This is a genomic window from Kitasatospora purpeofusca, assembly GCF_042691725.1.
Taxonomy (GTDB): domain Bacteria; phylum Actinomycetota; class Actinomycetes; order Streptomycetales; family Streptomycetaceae; genus Kitasatospora; species Kitasatospora purpeofusca_B.
The window spans coordinates 2,595,932-2,609,796 of the sequence record NZ_CP170483.1; the positions used below are offsets into that span (position 1 = coordinate 2,595,932).

General features: G+C 75.5%; 14 protein-coding genes. 7 read left to right on the plus strand and 7 right to left on the minus strand.

Annotated elements, in window-relative coordinates:
• Window positions 1-14 precede the first annotated feature (14 nt).
• Entirely contained in the window at window positions 15-308 is a 294-nt protein-coding gene (locus ACFCLZ_RS10680; protein WP_380284614.1) for a hypothetical protein, read from the plus strand.
• A 48-nt stretch (window positions 309-356) separates the two neighbouring features.
• Window positions 357-1,442: a DNA alkylation repair protein gene (locus ACFCLZ_RS10685; RefSeq protein ID WP_380284616.1), complete on the plus strand. Its 1,086-nt coding sequence runs from the start codon at window positions 357-359 to the stop codon at window positions 1,440-1,442.
• Here the strand turns inward: ACFCLZ_RS10685 and ACFCLZ_RS10690 are convergent.
• Entirely contained in the window at window positions 1,426-2,058 is a 633-nt protein-coding gene (locus ACFCLZ_RS10690; protein ID WP_380284617.1) for a hypothetical protein, read from the minus strand. The two genes, ACFCLZ_RS10685 and ACFCLZ_RS10690, sit on opposite strands and share 17 nt — an antisense overlap.
• 273 nt (window positions 2,059-2,331) lie before the next feature.
• Here ACFCLZ_RS10690 and ACFCLZ_RS10695 point away from each other — a divergent pair, with 273 nt between their 5' ends.
• Together ACFCLZ_RS10695 and ACFCLZ_RS10700 are read left to right on the plus strand one after the other, a co-directional pair.
• Window positions 2,332-3,066 carry a class I SAM-dependent methyltransferase gene (locus ACFCLZ_RS10695; RefSeq protein WP_380284618.1) on the plus strand — a complete coding sequence of 245 codons (735 nt, stop codon included), beginning with the start codon at window positions 2,332-2,334 and terminating at the stop codon, window positions 3,064-3,066.
• Window positions 3,067-3,155: 89 nt separating this feature from the next.
• The gene (locus tag ACFCLZ_RS10700; RefSeq protein WP_380284619.1) at window positions 3,156-4,172 is read left to right on the plus strand and encodes a hypothetical protein; all 1,017 of its coding nucleotides are present in this window, start codon (window positions 3,156-3,158) and stop codon (window positions 4,170-4,172) included.
• Between the two features lie 37 nt (window positions 4,173-4,209).
• Here the strand turns inward: ACFCLZ_RS10700 and ACFCLZ_RS10705 are convergent, their stop codons facing one another.
• Together ACFCLZ_RS10705 and ACFCLZ_RS10710 are read right to left on the minus strand one after the other, a co-directional pair.
• Window positions 4,210-5,304 carry an RCC1 domain-containing protein gene (locus tag ACFCLZ_RS10705; RefSeq protein ID WP_380284620.1) on the minus strand — a complete coding sequence of 365 codons (1,095 nt, stop codon included), beginning with the start codon at window positions 5,302-5,304 and terminating at the stop codon, window positions 4,210-4,212.
• A 165-nt stretch (window positions 5,305-5,469) separates the two neighbouring features.
• Window positions 5,470-5,940: an SsgA family sporulation/cell division regulator gene (locus ACFCLZ_RS10710; protein WP_380284622.1), complete on the minus strand. Its 471-nt coding sequence runs from the start codon at window positions 5,938-5,940 to the stop codon at window positions 5,470-5,472.
• A 220-nt stretch (window positions 5,941-6,160) separates the two neighbouring features.
• On the opposite strand from ACFCLZ_RS10710, the gene ACFCLZ_RS10715 reads away from it, so the two are divergent.
• Together ACFCLZ_RS10715 and ACFCLZ_RS10720 are read left to right on the plus strand one after the other, a co-directional pair.
• Window positions 6,161-7,771, plus strand: coding sequence for an alpha/beta hydrolase (locus ACFCLZ_RS10715; RefSeq protein ID WP_380284624.1), 1,611 nt, complete (start codon window positions 6,161-6,163; stop codon window positions 7,769-7,771).
• 79 nt (window positions 7,772-7,850) lie between these two features.
• Window positions 7,851-8,258, plus strand: coding sequence for a hypothetical protein (locus ACFCLZ_RS10720; RefSeq protein WP_380284626.1), 408 nt, complete (start codon window positions 7,851-7,853; stop codon window positions 8,256-8,258).
• Here ACFCLZ_RS10720 and ACFCLZ_RS10725 read toward each other — a convergent pair.
• Window positions 8,210-9,211 carry a LysR family transcriptional regulator gene (locus ACFCLZ_RS10725; protein ID WP_380284628.1) on the minus strand — a complete coding sequence of 334 codons (1,002 nt, stop codon included), beginning with the start codon at window positions 9,209-9,211 and terminating at the stop codon, window positions 8,210-8,212. The genes ACFCLZ_RS10720 and ACFCLZ_RS10725 overlap by 49 nt on opposite strands.
• A 77-nt stretch (window positions 9,212-9,288) precedes the next feature.
• Between ACFCLZ_RS10725 and ACFCLZ_RS10730 the strand changes: the two genes are divergently transcribed.
• Window positions 9,289-10,032, plus strand: coding sequence for a hypothetical protein (locus ACFCLZ_RS10730; RefSeq protein WP_380284630.1), 744 nt, complete (start codon window positions 9,289-9,291; stop codon window positions 10,030-10,032).
• Here the strand turns inward: ACFCLZ_RS10730 and coaE are convergent.
• The 3 genes from coaE to ACFCLZ_RS10745 all read right to left on the minus strand — a co-directional run bounded on the left by coaE (window position 10,016) and on the right by ACFCLZ_RS10745 (window position 13,619).
• Window positions 10,016-10,609 carry a dephospho-CoA kinase gene (gene coaE, locus ACFCLZ_RS10735; protein ID WP_380284632.1) on the minus strand — a complete coding sequence of 198 codons (594 nt, stop codon included), beginning with the start codon at window positions 10,607-10,609 and terminating at the stop codon, window positions 10,016-10,018. The two genes, ACFCLZ_RS10730 and coaE, sit on opposite strands and share 17 nt — an antisense overlap.
• Window positions 10,610-10,642: 33 nt before the next feature.
• Window positions 10,643-11,284 carry an MBL fold metallo-hydrolase gene (locus ACFCLZ_RS10740; protein ID WP_380284633.1) on the minus strand — a complete coding sequence of 214 codons (642 nt, stop codon included), beginning with the start codon at window positions 11,282-11,284 and terminating at the stop codon, window positions 10,643-10,645.
• A 76-nt stretch (window positions 11,285-11,360) separates the two neighbouring features.
• Window positions 11,361-13,619, minus strand: a complete 2,259-nt coding sequence (locus ACFCLZ_RS10745; RefSeq protein WP_380284635.1) for an MMPL family transporter — start codon at window positions 13,617-13,619, stop codon at window positions 11,361-11,363.
• Window positions 13,620-13,865 lie beyond the last annotated feature (246 nt).

Sequence of the window (13,865 nt, forward strand, 5' to 3'; positions counted from 1 at the left end):
CGAAGGACGACACCGTGACCGCGACCATCGAGTACGTGCGCTTCGAGACCGACGACCCCACCGCTCTCACCGCCCACCGCGAGGAACTGATCGACCTGCTCCGCGAGCGGTACGGCGACGACTTCCGGGGCGCCCAGCTCGCCCGCTGCGAGGACGGCAGCATGCTCGACCTCATCGTCTGGGCCTCCCCCGAGGCCGCGCGGCGCGCCGCCTCGGAAATGCCGGGCGACCCGCGCGTCCAGGGCTTCTTCGGCCGGATCGGCGCCGTGCACGAGATGCGGCACGCCGAGGTGCTGCACAGCGCGTGACCGCGTAACGTCCAGCCCCGCCGCACCATCGAGCCCAAGGAGACCGCCGTGCCCACAGCCGCCGAGATGCTCAGCCCGGACACCGTCGCCGGACTCGCCCGCTGCCTGGCCCGCACCGGCCGCGCGGTCACCACCGATGCCCTCGACCGGTGCGGCGCGGCGCTGGACGGGCTCGGCTTCAGCGAACGCGTCGCCGCGATCCGCGACGCCGTGCTCGCCGACCTCCCGCCCGACTACCCCGCGTTCGAGCGGGTGCTGCGCGAGGCCCTGGGCGACGAGGAGTTCACCGGCTGGATGACCTTCCCCGTCGGCGAGGCCGTCGCCGTCCGCGGCCTGGACGCCTTCGAACCGGCCCTCGCCCTGCTCGCCGCGCTCACCCCGCGGCTGACCTGCGAGAGCGCCGTCCGCCCGTTCCTGCGCGCCGACCAGGCCCGCGCGCTCGCCGTCGTGCAGCGGTGGACGGCCGACCCGGACCCGCACGTCCGCCGCCTCGCCAGCGAGGGCACCCGGCCGCGGCTGCCCTGGGCGGCCCGGCTCCCGGCGCTGATCGCGGATCCGGCGCCCGCCCTGCCGGTCCTGGACGCGCTGTACCGGGACCCCTCGGAGTACGTCCGCCGCTCGGTCGCCAACCACCTCAACGACATCAGCCGCGACCACCCCGCCACCGCCGTCGGGGCCGCCGCCCGCTGGCTCGCCGACCCGGCGCCGACCACCCTTCCGCTGGTCCGGCACGGCCTGCGCACCCTGATCAAGGCCGGCCGCCCCGAGGCGCTCGCCCTGCTCGGCCACCGCCCCGACGCCCCGGTCGCCGTCGAGGGCCCGCTCGTGCGCACCGCCGAGATCACGCTCGGCGAGGAGCTGGTGTTCGAGTACGCGGTGACCAACACCCACGACGAGAGCGCCAGCGTGGTCATCGACTACGTCGTCCACCACGTCAAGGCCAACGGCGCGCGGACGCCCAAGGTCTTCAAGCTCACCACCCGCTCGCTCGCCCCCGGCGAGACCTGGCGCGCCACCCGCCGGCACGCCGTGAAGCCGATCAGCACCCGGCGCTACCACCCGGGCGTGCACCTGCTGGAGCTCCAGGTCAACGGCCGCCGCCACGGGGAGGGTTCGTTCACCCTGCACCTGTGACGGGCCGCCGCCGCGCGGACGCCGCGAGGACGGCGTCCGCCAACTCGCCGACCGAGCGGCCGTTTCCGGCGTCGAGCCCCACCAGCCCGAGCCGGTCCAGCTCGGCCGACATCAGCTCCTGGTGGCGCACGCTGCGGGCCAGGAACTTGTCCATCAGGTACCGCTGCTCCTCGCCCGCCTCCGCGTACCGCCCGCCGCGCCGGATCCGCTCCCGGATCACCGCCTCGTCGGCGGTGAGCCACAGCGCGGCGGCGGCCGGGCCGACCAGCCGCGCCACGGCGGCGGGCCGAAGCGCCGAGCCCTCCAGGACCAGGCCGGGCCCGTCGCCGTCCGCCACCCGCCCGGTGACCAGCTCCTCGATCCGGGGCCGCAGCCGCGCGTAGTGGTCGAGCACCGAGGCGATCAACTCGTCCACCGTGAGCGTGCGGTAGTGCTCGGCGACGTGCGGCGGCACGTCCCACCCCGGCACCGGCCACGGCCGGCCCGGGTGCCGCGCCAGCCCGTCCGTCGACCGGCACTCGAAGCCGAGCCGCTCCGCCACCACCCGGGCGACGGCCGACTTCCCGGTGTTCGACGTCCCCCCGATCAGCACCACCCGCAGCACCCCGTCCGCCATGCGACCGACTCCCCTCCTCCGTGAACCGAGACCGAACCTTGATCTCGAACGCCCGTTCCGGCACCTCGGCCGCGCCGCCAGGGGACCCCTTCCCGCCCGCCCGCGACGGCGCCGCCGCGCTGCGGCCCGCACTCGCGGGGGACGCGCCGGACCACCCCCGACCGCACCCGCAGCACCCCCCACGGACCTTCCGCCGCAGCGGACTTCGAGGTGAACGTGCGCCCGCGAACTCCTAGGCTCGACCTTACCGATCCCCCGCCGGAAGGGCCGCCCTTGAACCGCTCCGTCCGCTCCACCGACGACGTCCTCGCCCTGCTCGACGGGCTCTTCGCACCCACCGCCGACCGCTGGACCGACCGGGCCGCCGACTGGTGGGACGACTTCTACGCCGACCGCACCGCCGGCCGGCCGTTCTTCGTCGACGCCCCGGACGAGAACCTCGTCGCCCACCTCGACCGCGGCCTGCTCGCCCCCGGCGCACGGGTGCTGGACCTCGGCTGCGGGGCGGGCCGCAACGCCGTCCACCTCGCCTCGCGCGGCTTCGAGGTGGACGCCGTCGACCTCTCCTCCACCGCCCTCGCCTGGGCACGCGAGCGCGCGCAGACGGCGGGCGTCGCCCCGCGGTTCCACCACGGCAGCATCTTCACCGTCGAACTCCCCCTCCCCCGGTACGACCTGGTCTACGACTCGGGCTGCCTGCACCACCTGCCGCCGCACCGCCGGATCAGCTACCTCGCCCTGCTGGAGCGCGTCCTGGCGCCCGGCGGACACCTCGGCCTGACCTGCTTCGCGGCCGGCGCGATGGGCTCGGAACTGCCCGACGCGGAGCTGTACCGCACCGGACGGCTGGACGGCGGGCTCGCCTTCACCCCGGACGAACTCCGCTGGATCTTCGGCGACTTCACCGAGGCGGAGATCCGCCCGATGGTGCCGCAGCAGCCCGGCGCCCCGCTGTTCGGCCTGCCCGTGCTGCTCACCGCGCTGTTCCGCAGGCCGCCCGCCGGGTGAGAGCCGCACCGGCGCGGGGTAGGAGAAGGGGCGGGGGTGGCCGGCCGCACCGGCCAGTGGAGCAGGGCGACAAGAGGGGACGGGACGCGATGTCCGCCGACGCAACACCGTGGGACGCCGCCGTCGGGCGCGGACTGGCCTTCCTGCACGGGTCGTTGGGGCCCGACGGGCTGCCGTCCGCACGACCCGGCACCGACCCGGAGCTGCGCGCACCGCTCACCGGTGCCGACGCGCGCCGGCACCTGCTCGTCACGCACGGGGTGGACCTCGGGTTCGACCCCGACCACGAGGGCCTCTCCGCGCTGTGGGGCCTCGCGCTGCTGCGGCCGGACGGCGAACGCCCCGAGGAGCGCGCGCTGGTGGCCGTGCTGGCCCGGCAGGTCAAAAGGTACGGCCACCCGTGGCGACCGCGGTACCGCCTCTTCCCGCCCGGCGTACCGTTCGCCGCCGACACCGGCAGCACCGCGCTGGCGCTGTCCGGGCTCGCCCGACACGGCCTGATCGCACCGGACCAGCAGGACGCAGTCGCCCGTGAGCTGCTGGACACCCAGATCGGGCCGGACAACGGCCCGATACCCGCCTCCTGGGAGGACTCCGACCGCACCTCCTCGCACGGCCGCCGCTACGACGCCGTCCTCGCCGCCGACGTCCTGTCCGCGCTCCACCTCCCGGTCCCGGCAGGCCGGTTGCCGCACCCGGCGGCCGAGGCGACGCTCCGGTACGTCCAGCAGCACCTGACCGGCCCGCGCACCGGCACCCGGTACTACGCCTCCCCCGAGGCCTTCCTGCACGCCGCCGCCCGGGCGTCCACCCTCGTACCCGCACTCGCGGCACCGACCCGGCGGGCGGTCGAGCACGGGACCACCCAGTTCGCCGACACCGCGCTCGAACTCGCGCTGCTGGTGCTCGCCGCCGAGTACACGGGCGCCGACGTGGACCTGCCCGGGCTGCGCCGGCGCCTCGCCGACGCCCAACTCCCGGACGGCTCCTGGCCCGCCGCCGGATACCTCCGCCTCGGGGACGCGCCGCTGTACTTCGGCTCGCCGCACCTCAGCACGCTGTTCGCCGTCCGCGCCCTGCGCCCCGAGACCCCGCCGGGACGCTGACCACCGCAGGGCCGCCGCCGACCACCACCGGACAGGGTCAGTCCGCGAGGCTGAAGTCACCGCCGACCGGTGCGGCGATCGTGTCGGCGGCGACCAGGTCGGTGAAGGTCCGCACCGGGACGCCGCTGTCGGTCGTGCCGCCGTCGCCGAGCTGGCCGGAGCCGTTGGCGCCCCAGGAGCGGACCTCGCCGTCGGCCAGCAGGACGACGGTGTGCTCGCGGCCGCCGGCCGCCTGCCGCACGCCGGTCAGGCCCGGCACCGGCACCGGGGTGGTCCGGAAGGTCGTGCTGCCGTCGCCGAGCTGGCCCGAGGTGTTCTGCCCCCAGGCCCGGAGCCGGCGGTCGCCGCCGGTGACGGCCAGGCTGTGGTGGCTGCCGGCCGCGATCCACGCGACCCCGCCGGACCAGCCGCCCCGGGTGTGCACCGGGGTGTAGCGGTTGATCGTGGTGTTGTCGCCGAGCTGGCCGGCGGCGTTGAAGCCCCAGGCCTTCACCGCGCTCCCGCCGGTCACGGCGAGGCTGTGGTTGGCGCCGGCCGCGATCCGGGTGACCGCGTCCAGACCGGTGACCCGGACCGGCACGTTCCGGCCGGTCGAGGTCCCGTCGCCGAGCTGGCCGTTGACGTTGTGGCCCCAGGCCCACACGGTGCCGTCCTCGCGCAGCGCCAGGCTGTGGTTGAGGCCGGCGGCGATCGCGGTCACCGCGTCCAGGCGCCGGACCCGGACCGGGACGCTGCTGTCGGCGGTGCCGCCGTTGCCGAGCTGCCCGTAGGCGTTCTGGCCCCAGGCGAGCACCGTGCCGTCCTCGCACAGGGCGAGGCTGTGCGTGCCGCCGGCGGCGATGTCGGTGGCGTCGCCCAGGTTGACGACCCAGTCGGGCGCGCCGCGGCCGGAGACCGAGCCGTCGCCGAGCTGTCCCGAGCCGTTGGCGCCCCAGGACCGCACGCTGCCGTCGGTCAGCAGCGCCAGCCCGTGCCCCGTGGCCGCACCGGCCCCACCGGCGGCGGTCCTGACCACGTCGACGCCGGTCAGGCCGAGCACGGTGGTGGCCTTGGTGTGCAGGGCCGCCCAGGAGCCGTCGCCGAGCTGACCGGCCCGGTTGTTGCCCCAGGCCTTGAGCCGCTTGTCCGCCACTTGTTCTCCCGGCGTGTCGTCGAGCGGCCGCAGCGCCGCACTCACGGCTGTCGGCGGGAGCATCGCGTCCCGCACGCAGCCAAACGGACACCCACGGTAATCGCTCGGCTACGGCGGGCCAAGGACCCTCCGGCACACGGACAGGTGAAAGAAGCGCCGGCCTCCTCACGGCCCCGGTGAGGCGGCCCCGCCGTCGCACAGCCGGCGCAGGAGTCCGTCCAGGTCGAGGCGGGCGCGCTCCCGGCCGGTCGGCACCAGGCTCTCGGTGCGGGCCAGGAAGGCGCGGACGCGGTCGGCCGGCGCGCGCAGGACGACGCTGCCGCCCTCGCCGGTGAGGGTGATGAGGACGGACCCCGCGCGTTCGCCCGCGCCCGGCCGGACGCGGACACTGCCGAGGCCGGACCGCCCGCGCAGGCCCTCGGCGAGCAGCTCGCGGGCGAACACCCAGGTGATCGGCGTGGCGAGGTCGGTGTGGCTGTCCAGGAAGACGGCGTACGGGTCGGCGGCGCGGTAGCGCAGTCGGGCGGGGACGGAGAGGGTCAGGCCGGGGTGGACGACGACCCGCAGGTCGAGCGCGACGGCGCAGCCCTCGTCGGCGGCGCGCTGCGCGGGGACGCGCGGGATCTCGCCCGTCATGACCGCCCCCGGGCGCGCAGAACCGTTTCTTCACAGCCGCCACGGGCGGCAACGTCAGGGCTCACGGCAGGAACAACGAGCCACCCCGGATTCGGCAACCAGCGCCGCCGGCCGATCACCCGGGCGACGCCGGGACGGACCAGTCCGGCGGGCGGCACGCGGGCCACCGGCCTAGGCTCCGGAGCGGAACCACTCCCGGCGGCCTCGGAACGGAAGCCCCATGCACCCTGTCGTACGCGGCGCCGGAGCGCTGGGCCTGGCCGTGGCGCTGGCCGGCGGCCTCGCCGCGTGCCAGAGCGGTGGCACGGCGAGCTCCGCCAAGGTCGACCCGACCACCCCCGCGAGCACCGCCGCCTCCCCGGCCACCACCACCACGACCGCCCCGGCGCTGCCCGCCGCGCTCACCGGCCAGCAGCTCGGCTGGCAGGCCTGCCCCGCGCCGTCCCCCGCCCAGGGCGGCGGCCCGGCCCCGGGCGCACCGTGGGAGTGCGCCACCCTGAAGGCCCCGCTGGACTACGCCGCGCCGGCCGGGCGGACCGTCGACCTCGCGCTGATCCGGGCGAAGGCCACCGGCGGCGGGCCGCGGATCGGCTCGCTGATCTACAACTTCGGCGGCCCGGGCGCCTCCGGCGTCGTCACCCTGCCCGCCCTGGCGAAGGACTACGCCGACCTCAACACCCGCTACGACCTGGTGAGTTTCGATCCCCGCGGGGTGGGCGACAGCGCGGGCGTGCGCTGCCTGGACGACGCCGCCACCGACGCCTCCGCCGCCGTCGACGGCTCGCCCGACGACACCGCCGAGGTGCGGGCGCTCGACGAGGCCGTCGCCGCGTACGCCGCCGCCTGCCGGGACCACTCGGGCGGCGTCCTGCCGTACGTCGACACCGTCTCGGCCGCCCGCGACCTCGACCTCCTGCGCCAGGTGCTCGGGGACGACAAGCTGCACTACTTCGGCCTCTCCTACGGCACCGAACTCGGCGGCGTCTACGCCCACCTGTACCCGCACGACGTCGGCCGGCTGGCGATGGACGCGGTCGTCGACCCGACCCAGGACCCGGTGCAGAGCTCGCTCGGCCAGGCCAAGGGCTTCCAACTCGCCCTGGAGAACTTCATGACGGCCTGCGCCGAGCAGGCGGGCGCCGGCTGCCCGACCGGAACGGGCGGCGCGCAGGGCACCGAGCGGATCGCCACCCTCCTGCGGGGCCTGGACGCCGCCCCGCTGCCCGCCGACGGCGGCCGCACCCTCACCCAGGACCTCGCCGTCACCGGCATCGCCGCCGCGCTCTACAGCGAGGCGAGCTGGAACGCCCTCGCCGTCGGCCTCCAGGAGGCCATGCAGGGCGGCAGCGGCACCACCCTGCTCGCCCTCGCCGACGCCTACCTGGGCCGCGACGCGCAGGGCCGCTACAGCAACCTGTCCGCCGCCAACCGGGCCATCACCTGCGTCGACGACCGGCAGCGCTACACGGACGCCGAGGTGCAGGAGCAGCTTCCGGCGTTCCGTCAGGCCTCCCCGGTGTTCGGCGACTTCGCCGCCTGGGGGCTGACCGCCTGCTCCGGCTGGCCGGTGCCCGGCCGGACCGACCACCCCGAGGTCGGCGCCCCCGGCGCGGCGCCGATCGTGGTCATCGGCAACACCGGCGACCCGGCCACCCCGTACGAGGGGGCCCGCGCGATGGCGCAGCAGCTCGGCGCGGGCGTCGGGGTCACCGTCACCCTGCGCGGACAGGGCCACGGCGGCTACGACACCGGCAACCCCTGCCTCAAGCAGGCCGTCGACCAGTACCTGCTGGACGGCGTGGTGCCGCCCGACGGCACCACCTGCACGTAACAAGCCGTCACCAACCTTCCACCCCGGTCGGGGACTTCTCGGCACAACGCCCTACCGTGGGCCCCGGAAAGGGGACCACATGACCACCAACCCACCACGGCTGCAGGGCAATCGCCGCCTCCTCGACCCCGCGCGCCCGTTCTCCGAACGGGTCACCCGGCTGGTCCGGGACTGGGAGGACGACGGCCGGGCCGCCTACCGCCTGGTCGACGGGCGGGCGTTGCTCGCCCTCTACTGCTGGCACCTGGACGCCACCCGGCGCGGCACCGTCGACGACGACCCGGCCACCACCGCGTACGTCGCCGCCGCCTTCGCCGCCAACGGGGGCGCGGACGGCTGGGACGCGCTGCTGCGCGAGCGGGCCGACTGCACCTGCCACGGCCAGAGTTGGCGGCTGGAGAACATCTCGATCTGCCTGGGCTGTCTGCGCTACGTCTGCTACCGGGTCGACGGCCCCTGCTGCCCGGACGCCCGCATCGTCGGCTGAGCCGCCCGCGGCACGCCGTCCACACCAGCGGCCCGCTCCCCCGCCCCTTCCCCCGGCCGCTCCCCCGACCGCTCCCCGGTCAGCAGGTGGGCCAGCAGCGCGGCGGGCCCCTCCGGCAGGGCGCCGTGGACGAGTTCGGTGCGGTGCACCAGCCGGGGCTCACGGACCGGGACGGCCGCCACGCCCGGCGCATCGGCCAGCACGGCGGCGGGCAGCAGGGCCAGCCCGTGCCCGGCGGCCACCAGGGCGAGCAGCCCGCGGACGTCGGTGCCCAGGTAGCGGACGGCCGGCCGGTAGCCGTCGACGGCGGTGGCGGCGCGCAACCGGGCGCCGGTCGGGGCGAGGTCCGGGGCGTCCAGCCAGCGGGCGGCGGACAGGTCGGCGAGCGCCTGCCCGCGGCGCCCGGCGAGCGGATGGCCGGCCGGCAGGGCGACGGCGAGCGGCTGCTCCGCGACGGCGACGGTGACGAGCGGGCCCACGTCGGGCAGCGGGAGCGGATCGGAGGGGGCGGCCGGGCCGTCGACGAGCGCGAGGTCGACGGCGCCGGTGGCGACCTCGGCGGGCAGGGCGTCCTGGCCCAGCACCCGGAGCGTCAGGTCCACCGCCGGATACACCCGGCGCACCTCGGCGAGCGCGCGCCCCACCTCCGCCCCGAGCGCCAGCGGCGTGGCCCCGACGGTGAGACGGGCCCTGGGGGCACCCGCCAGGCGCGCGATGTCGGCGCGCGCCGCGTCGATCCGCAGCAGCAAGGCACAGGCGTGCTCCAGCAGCCGCGCGCCCGCCTCGGTCGGACCGACCGGACGGCGGTGCAGCACCGCCGTACCGAGGTCCGTCTCCAGCGCGGCGATCTGCTGGGAGACCGCGGACTGGGTGTAGCCGAGCGCGCGGGCCGCCTCGGAGAACGAGCCCAGCCGGACGACGGTGACGAAGGTGCGCAACTGCTGCGGCTCCACGCGCCATCACCTCCACTGATCAAGGAGTAAGGAATCATCGTTGGCGCTGATCCCGCGCCGCCGGTCAGGATAGCCGCATGACGCATCCCGTTCCCCGCCTCGCCCTGGTCGGCGACCGCTCGGCCGCCGTCCGCTCGCACACCCGCGTCCCCGCCCTGCTGGACGCGCTCGCCGACCGCGACCAACTCGTCCTGGACGCCTACTGGATCCCCACCGAGGACGCCGCCGCCCCCGGCGCGCTGGACGGCTTCGACGCCCTCTGGCTGCTCCCCGGCAGCCCGTACCGCAGCGAGGACGGCGCGGTGGCCGCCGTCCGCACCGCCCGCGAGCGGCGGATCCCCTTCCTCGGCACCTGCGCCGGCTTCCAGCACGCGGTGCTGGAGTACGCCCGCCACGTCTGCGGCATCGGCGCCGCCGCGCACGGCGAGAACCACCCCGACGAGGCGGACCTGGTGATCGTCCCGCTCAGCTGCTCCCTGGTGGGGCACGAGGGAGCCGTGCGCCTGACGCCCGGGTCACTGGCCGAACACGTGCTCGGCGCACCGCGCACGGTGGAGCGCTACCACTGCGCGTACGGGCTGAACCACGCCTACCTGGAGCGGCTGCGCGCGGGCGGCCTGCGGTTCAGCGGCGCGGACGACTCCGGGCAGCTGCGGATCCTGGAGCTGCCGGCCGAGGCGCACCCGTTCTTCCTGGCCTCGCTGTTCCAGCCGGAGCTGGCCGGGGACGGCACCCGGGCCCACCCGATGATCCGCGCCTTCGCCGCCGCGGCGGCCGCCCGCACCGCGGCGGCGGCCACCGGCCTCAGCGGCGGGCGGTGAGCTGCTCCCACACCTCGGCGACCCGGGGGGCGAGCTCCTCCAGCGGGCCGCTGTTGTCGATCACCAGGTCGGCGATCGCCAGCCGGTCGGCCCGGCTCGCCTGGGCGGCCATCCGGGCCCGGGCCTCCTCCTCGGTCATGCCGCGCAGCCGGACCAGCCGCTCGACCCGCACCTCGTCCGCCGCGTCGACCACGATCACCCGGTCGTAGAGCGGCCCGAGCCCGTTCTCGGCGAGCAGCGGGACGTCGTGCACCACCACCGCGTCCGGCGCGGCGGCCGCCTCCAGCTCGGCGGACCGCGCCCGGACCAGCGGGTGGACGATCGCGTTCAGCGCCCGCAGCCGCACCGGGTCGGCGAAGACGATCGCGCCGAGCGCCGGCCGGTCCAGCGAGCCGTCCGCCGCGAGCACGCCCGCGCCGAACTCCTCGACCACGGCCCTGAGGCCCGCCGTGCCGGGGGCGACCACCTCGCGGGCGATCACGTCGGAGTCCACGATCACCGCACCGTGGGCGGCGAGCAGCCGCGACACCTCGCTCTTGCCCGCGCCGATGCCGCCCGTCAGTCCGATCTTCAGCATGGCGCCAGGCTACCGGCGCGGCCCGTCGCGCGGTCACCCCAGGTCGAGGCTCTCCCCCTCGCCCAGGGTGCGCAGCTCCGCGCCGGTGCCCGGGCCGCCGGGGCCGAGCAGCCGGGTGTGCACGGCGAGGCCGATCGGGCTGAGCACCGCGTCGTGCACCGGGACGGCCTGCCGGGGTCCGGCCTCGCGGACGTAGTCGACCAGCTCGCCGACCTTGGTCCACGGCGCGGCGACCGGCAGCAGCAGGGTGTCCACCGGGGCCGGCGGCACGGTCAGCGCGTCACCGGGGTGGAAGAGCCGCCCGTCGAAGAGGAAACCGAGGTTGCGCACCAGGGGGATGTCCCGGTGGATCACCGCGTGCCACTCGCCGTGCACCGTGACGGGGATCCCGCCGATCTCGAAGGCGTCGTCCTGGCCGACCGCGGTCACCCGTCGGGCCACCCCGTCCAGCTGCCGGGCGACATCCGGGTTGGTCCACACCCGCAGTGCCGGGTCCGCCTCCAGCGCGGCCCGCAGCCGGGCCTCCTCGAAGTGGTCGGCGTGCTCGTGGGTGATCAGCACGGCGTCCGCGCCCGCCAGGGCGGCGGGATCGGTGAACGCCCCGGGGTCGACCACGACGGTCGTCCCCTCGTGCTCCAGGCGTACGCAGGCATGTCCGAACTTGGTGATCCGCATGCCTCAGCACGGTACTCCCGAACCGTGACGGCGCGGTGGCGATCACGGCGCCGCGGCGATCACCGCCCGCCGGCGATCACGGCGCGGTGGCGGCCAGTTCCTTCGGCTCGGTGGGCCGCTGGGCCGGCAGCGCCGCCGGCTCGATCTGCGGCTCGACCTGCGGCCCGACCTGCGGCCCGATCTCCGGCAGCTCGACGTGCTCGTTCAGCCCGAACCGGTCGTGCAGCCGGCGCAGCGGGGCCGGCGCCCACCAGTTGAACTCGCCGAACAGGCTCATCGCGGCGGGCACCAGCAGGCAGCGCACCAGCGTGGCGTCGACCGCCACGGCGACGGCCAGCGCGATGCCCATCTGCTTGACCATCAGCATGTCGCCGAGCGCGAAGCCGGCGAAGACGATCACCATCAGCAGCGCCGCCGAGGTGATGATCCGCCCGCTGCGCTGGACGCCCAGCTCCACCGCCCGGGTGCAGCTGTGCCCCTTGTCCCGCAACTCCTTGATCCGGGAGAGCAGGAACACCTCGTAGTCCATCGACAGCCCGAAGGCGAAGGCGAACACCAGCACCGGAATGAAGGTCTCCAGCCCGCCGGTCGGGCTGAAGCCGAGCAGTCCGCTGAACCAGCCGTCCTGGAAGACCAGGGTGAGCGCGCCGAGCGAGGCGCCCAGCGAGAGCAGGTTCATCAGCAGGGCCTTGACCGGCATCACCACCGAGCCGGTCATCAGGAAGAGCAGGATCAGCGTGCCGAGGGCCACCAGGCCGAGCGCGATCGGCCCCCGGGTCCGCAGTTCGTCCTGGAAGTCGACCACCGAGGCCGCCCCGCCGGTCACCTGGGTGGTGAGCCCGCCCCGGTCGGCGCGCAGCTCCTTGACCACCTGCTTGGCCTGCCCGCCCTGCGGATCGCCGTGCACCAGGACGTCGATGGTGGAGACGGTGTCGCTCACCGGGGTGACGGCGCGCACGCCGCTGACGCCCGGCAGCTTGGCCACCACGTCGTCGGCGTACGCCTGGGCGACGGTGGCACCGCTCTCCACGACGACCGTGATCGGGGCGGCGGAGGCCTGCGGGAAGCGCTGGTCGATCGTCTCGGCGACCTGCCGGCCGGCCGAGGAGGCGGGCAGCACGGAGGCGCCGGAGTTGCGCATCTCGGCGTGCAGGAACGGCGCGCCGGCCGCCATCAGCAGCGCGGTGCAGACGAGGACCACGGGCACCGCCCGCTTGCCGACCCGGCGCACGGTCCGGCTGAAGAAGCCCTCGTCGGGGACGGGCGCGCTGGGCGCCTTGATCCGGCTCCCGGCGAAGCCGAGCAGGGCGGGGACGAGGGTGAGCGCGGCGGCGACCGCGATCACCACGACGCTCACCCCGGCCGCGGAGACGGCGGCGAGGACCGGGCTGGTGAAGACGAACAGGCCGGAGAGCGCGACGGCGACGGTCAGTCCCGAGAAGGCGACGGTGCGCCCGGCCGTGGCGGCGGTCCGTTCGACGGCGGCGGCGATCGGGGCGCCGTGGCCGCGTTCCTCGCGGAAACGGTTCACCATGAGCAGCGCGTAGTCGATCGAGAGTCCGAGGCCCAGCACGGTCGCGATCGGCAGCACGCTGGTGTCGATGTCCATGATCCGGCTGAAGCCGAACATGGCCAGCAGTGCGCCGCCGACCGAGGCGACGGCGCCGATCACCGGCAGGCTCGCCGCGGCCAGGCCGCCGAAGACCAGGACCATGACGATCAGGGTGAGCGGCAGGGTGACGATCTCGCCGAAGCGGGTGTCCTTCTCGGTCTGCTTCTTGACCTCGTCCTGGAGCACCAGGTCCCCGCCGACGGTCACCTTCGCGCCGTCCGCCCCGGCCTCGCCAGAAATGGCGGAAAGTCGCTGGGTCACGGCGGTGGTCTGGGCGGAGGTGCTGGTGTCGGACATCCGCACCGAGACCAGGCTCGCGGTGCCGTCGGCCGAGCGGAGCGCGGCGGCGCCCGGGCCGGGGCCGTAGGCGTCGGTGGCCGAGGAGACGCCGGGCAGGGCGGCGATCTCGGCGGTGGCGCGGGTGACGGCGTCCCGGACGCCGGCGTCGTCCACCGGCCGGCCGTCCACCACGGCGGTGACGGTGCCCATGGCCGGGTCGGCGGCGGTGACGACGGCGCTGCCGCGGTCCGCCTCGGAGGCGGAGGAGGAGGCGCCGGCCACCGAGCCCTCGAAGACCCGCCCGCCGATCAGCACGCCTATCACCAGCACGACCGCCCAGAAGCCGAGCACCCAGCGACGCTGCCGGTAGCAGAACCGGCCGAGGGCGGCGAGGCGCCCGCCGACCTTCGGATCGGCGGACGGGCGGGAGGCGGCAGAGGACACGGCGGAGCGAAGGCTCATGTGCGGGGGTGCCTAGCGTGCGGGGCCGGGTGAGCGGCCCATCGGGCAACTCCTCCCAAGGTAGGCGTGAATTCCCGAATCACCCATAGACGGGCAATGAGCCCCTCATCACAAAAATCCTTCACATAAGAAACACATAATGAAGGTCGAAAAACAATGAACCCCGCTCGGAAACCGAGCGGGGTTCATCGGTGACGCTATGCGCTAGTCACGCACCAGCGGGGCAGA

Coding starts and splice junctions, on each gene's coding strand:
- ACFCLZ_RS10690 (WP_380284617.1), bottom strand. CDS start 2,058: ATGGCGGACGGGGTGCTGCGGGTGGTGCTGATCGGGGGGACGTCGAAC.
- ACFCLZ_RS10700 (WP_380284619.1), top strand. CDS start 3,156: ATGTCCGCCGACGCAACACCGTGGGACGCCGCCGTCGGGCGCGGACTG.
- ACFCLZ_RS10710 (WP_380284622.1), bottom strand. CDS start 5,940: ATGACGGGCGAGATCCCGCGCGTCCCCGCGCAGCGCGCCGCCGACGAG.
- ACFCLZ_RS10715 (WP_380284624.1), top strand. CDS start 6,161: ATGCACCCTGTCGTACGCGGCGCCGGAGCGCTGGGCCTGGCCGTGGCG.
- ACFCLZ_RS10720 (WP_380284626.1), top strand. CDS start 7,851: ATGACCACCAACCCACCACGGCTGCAGGGCAATCGCCGCCTCCTCGAC.
- ACFCLZ_RS10730 (WP_380284630.1), top strand. CDS start 9,289: ATGACGCATCCCGTTCCCCGCCTCGCCCTGGTCGGCGACCGCTCGGCC.
- coaE (WP_380284632.1), bottom strand. CDS start 10,609: ATGCTGAAGATCGGACTGACGGGCGGCATCGGCGCGGGCAAGAGCGAG.
- ACFCLZ_RS10740 (WP_380284633.1), bottom strand. CDS start 11,284: ATGCGGATCACCAAGTTCGGACATGCCTGCGTACGCCTGGAGCACGAG.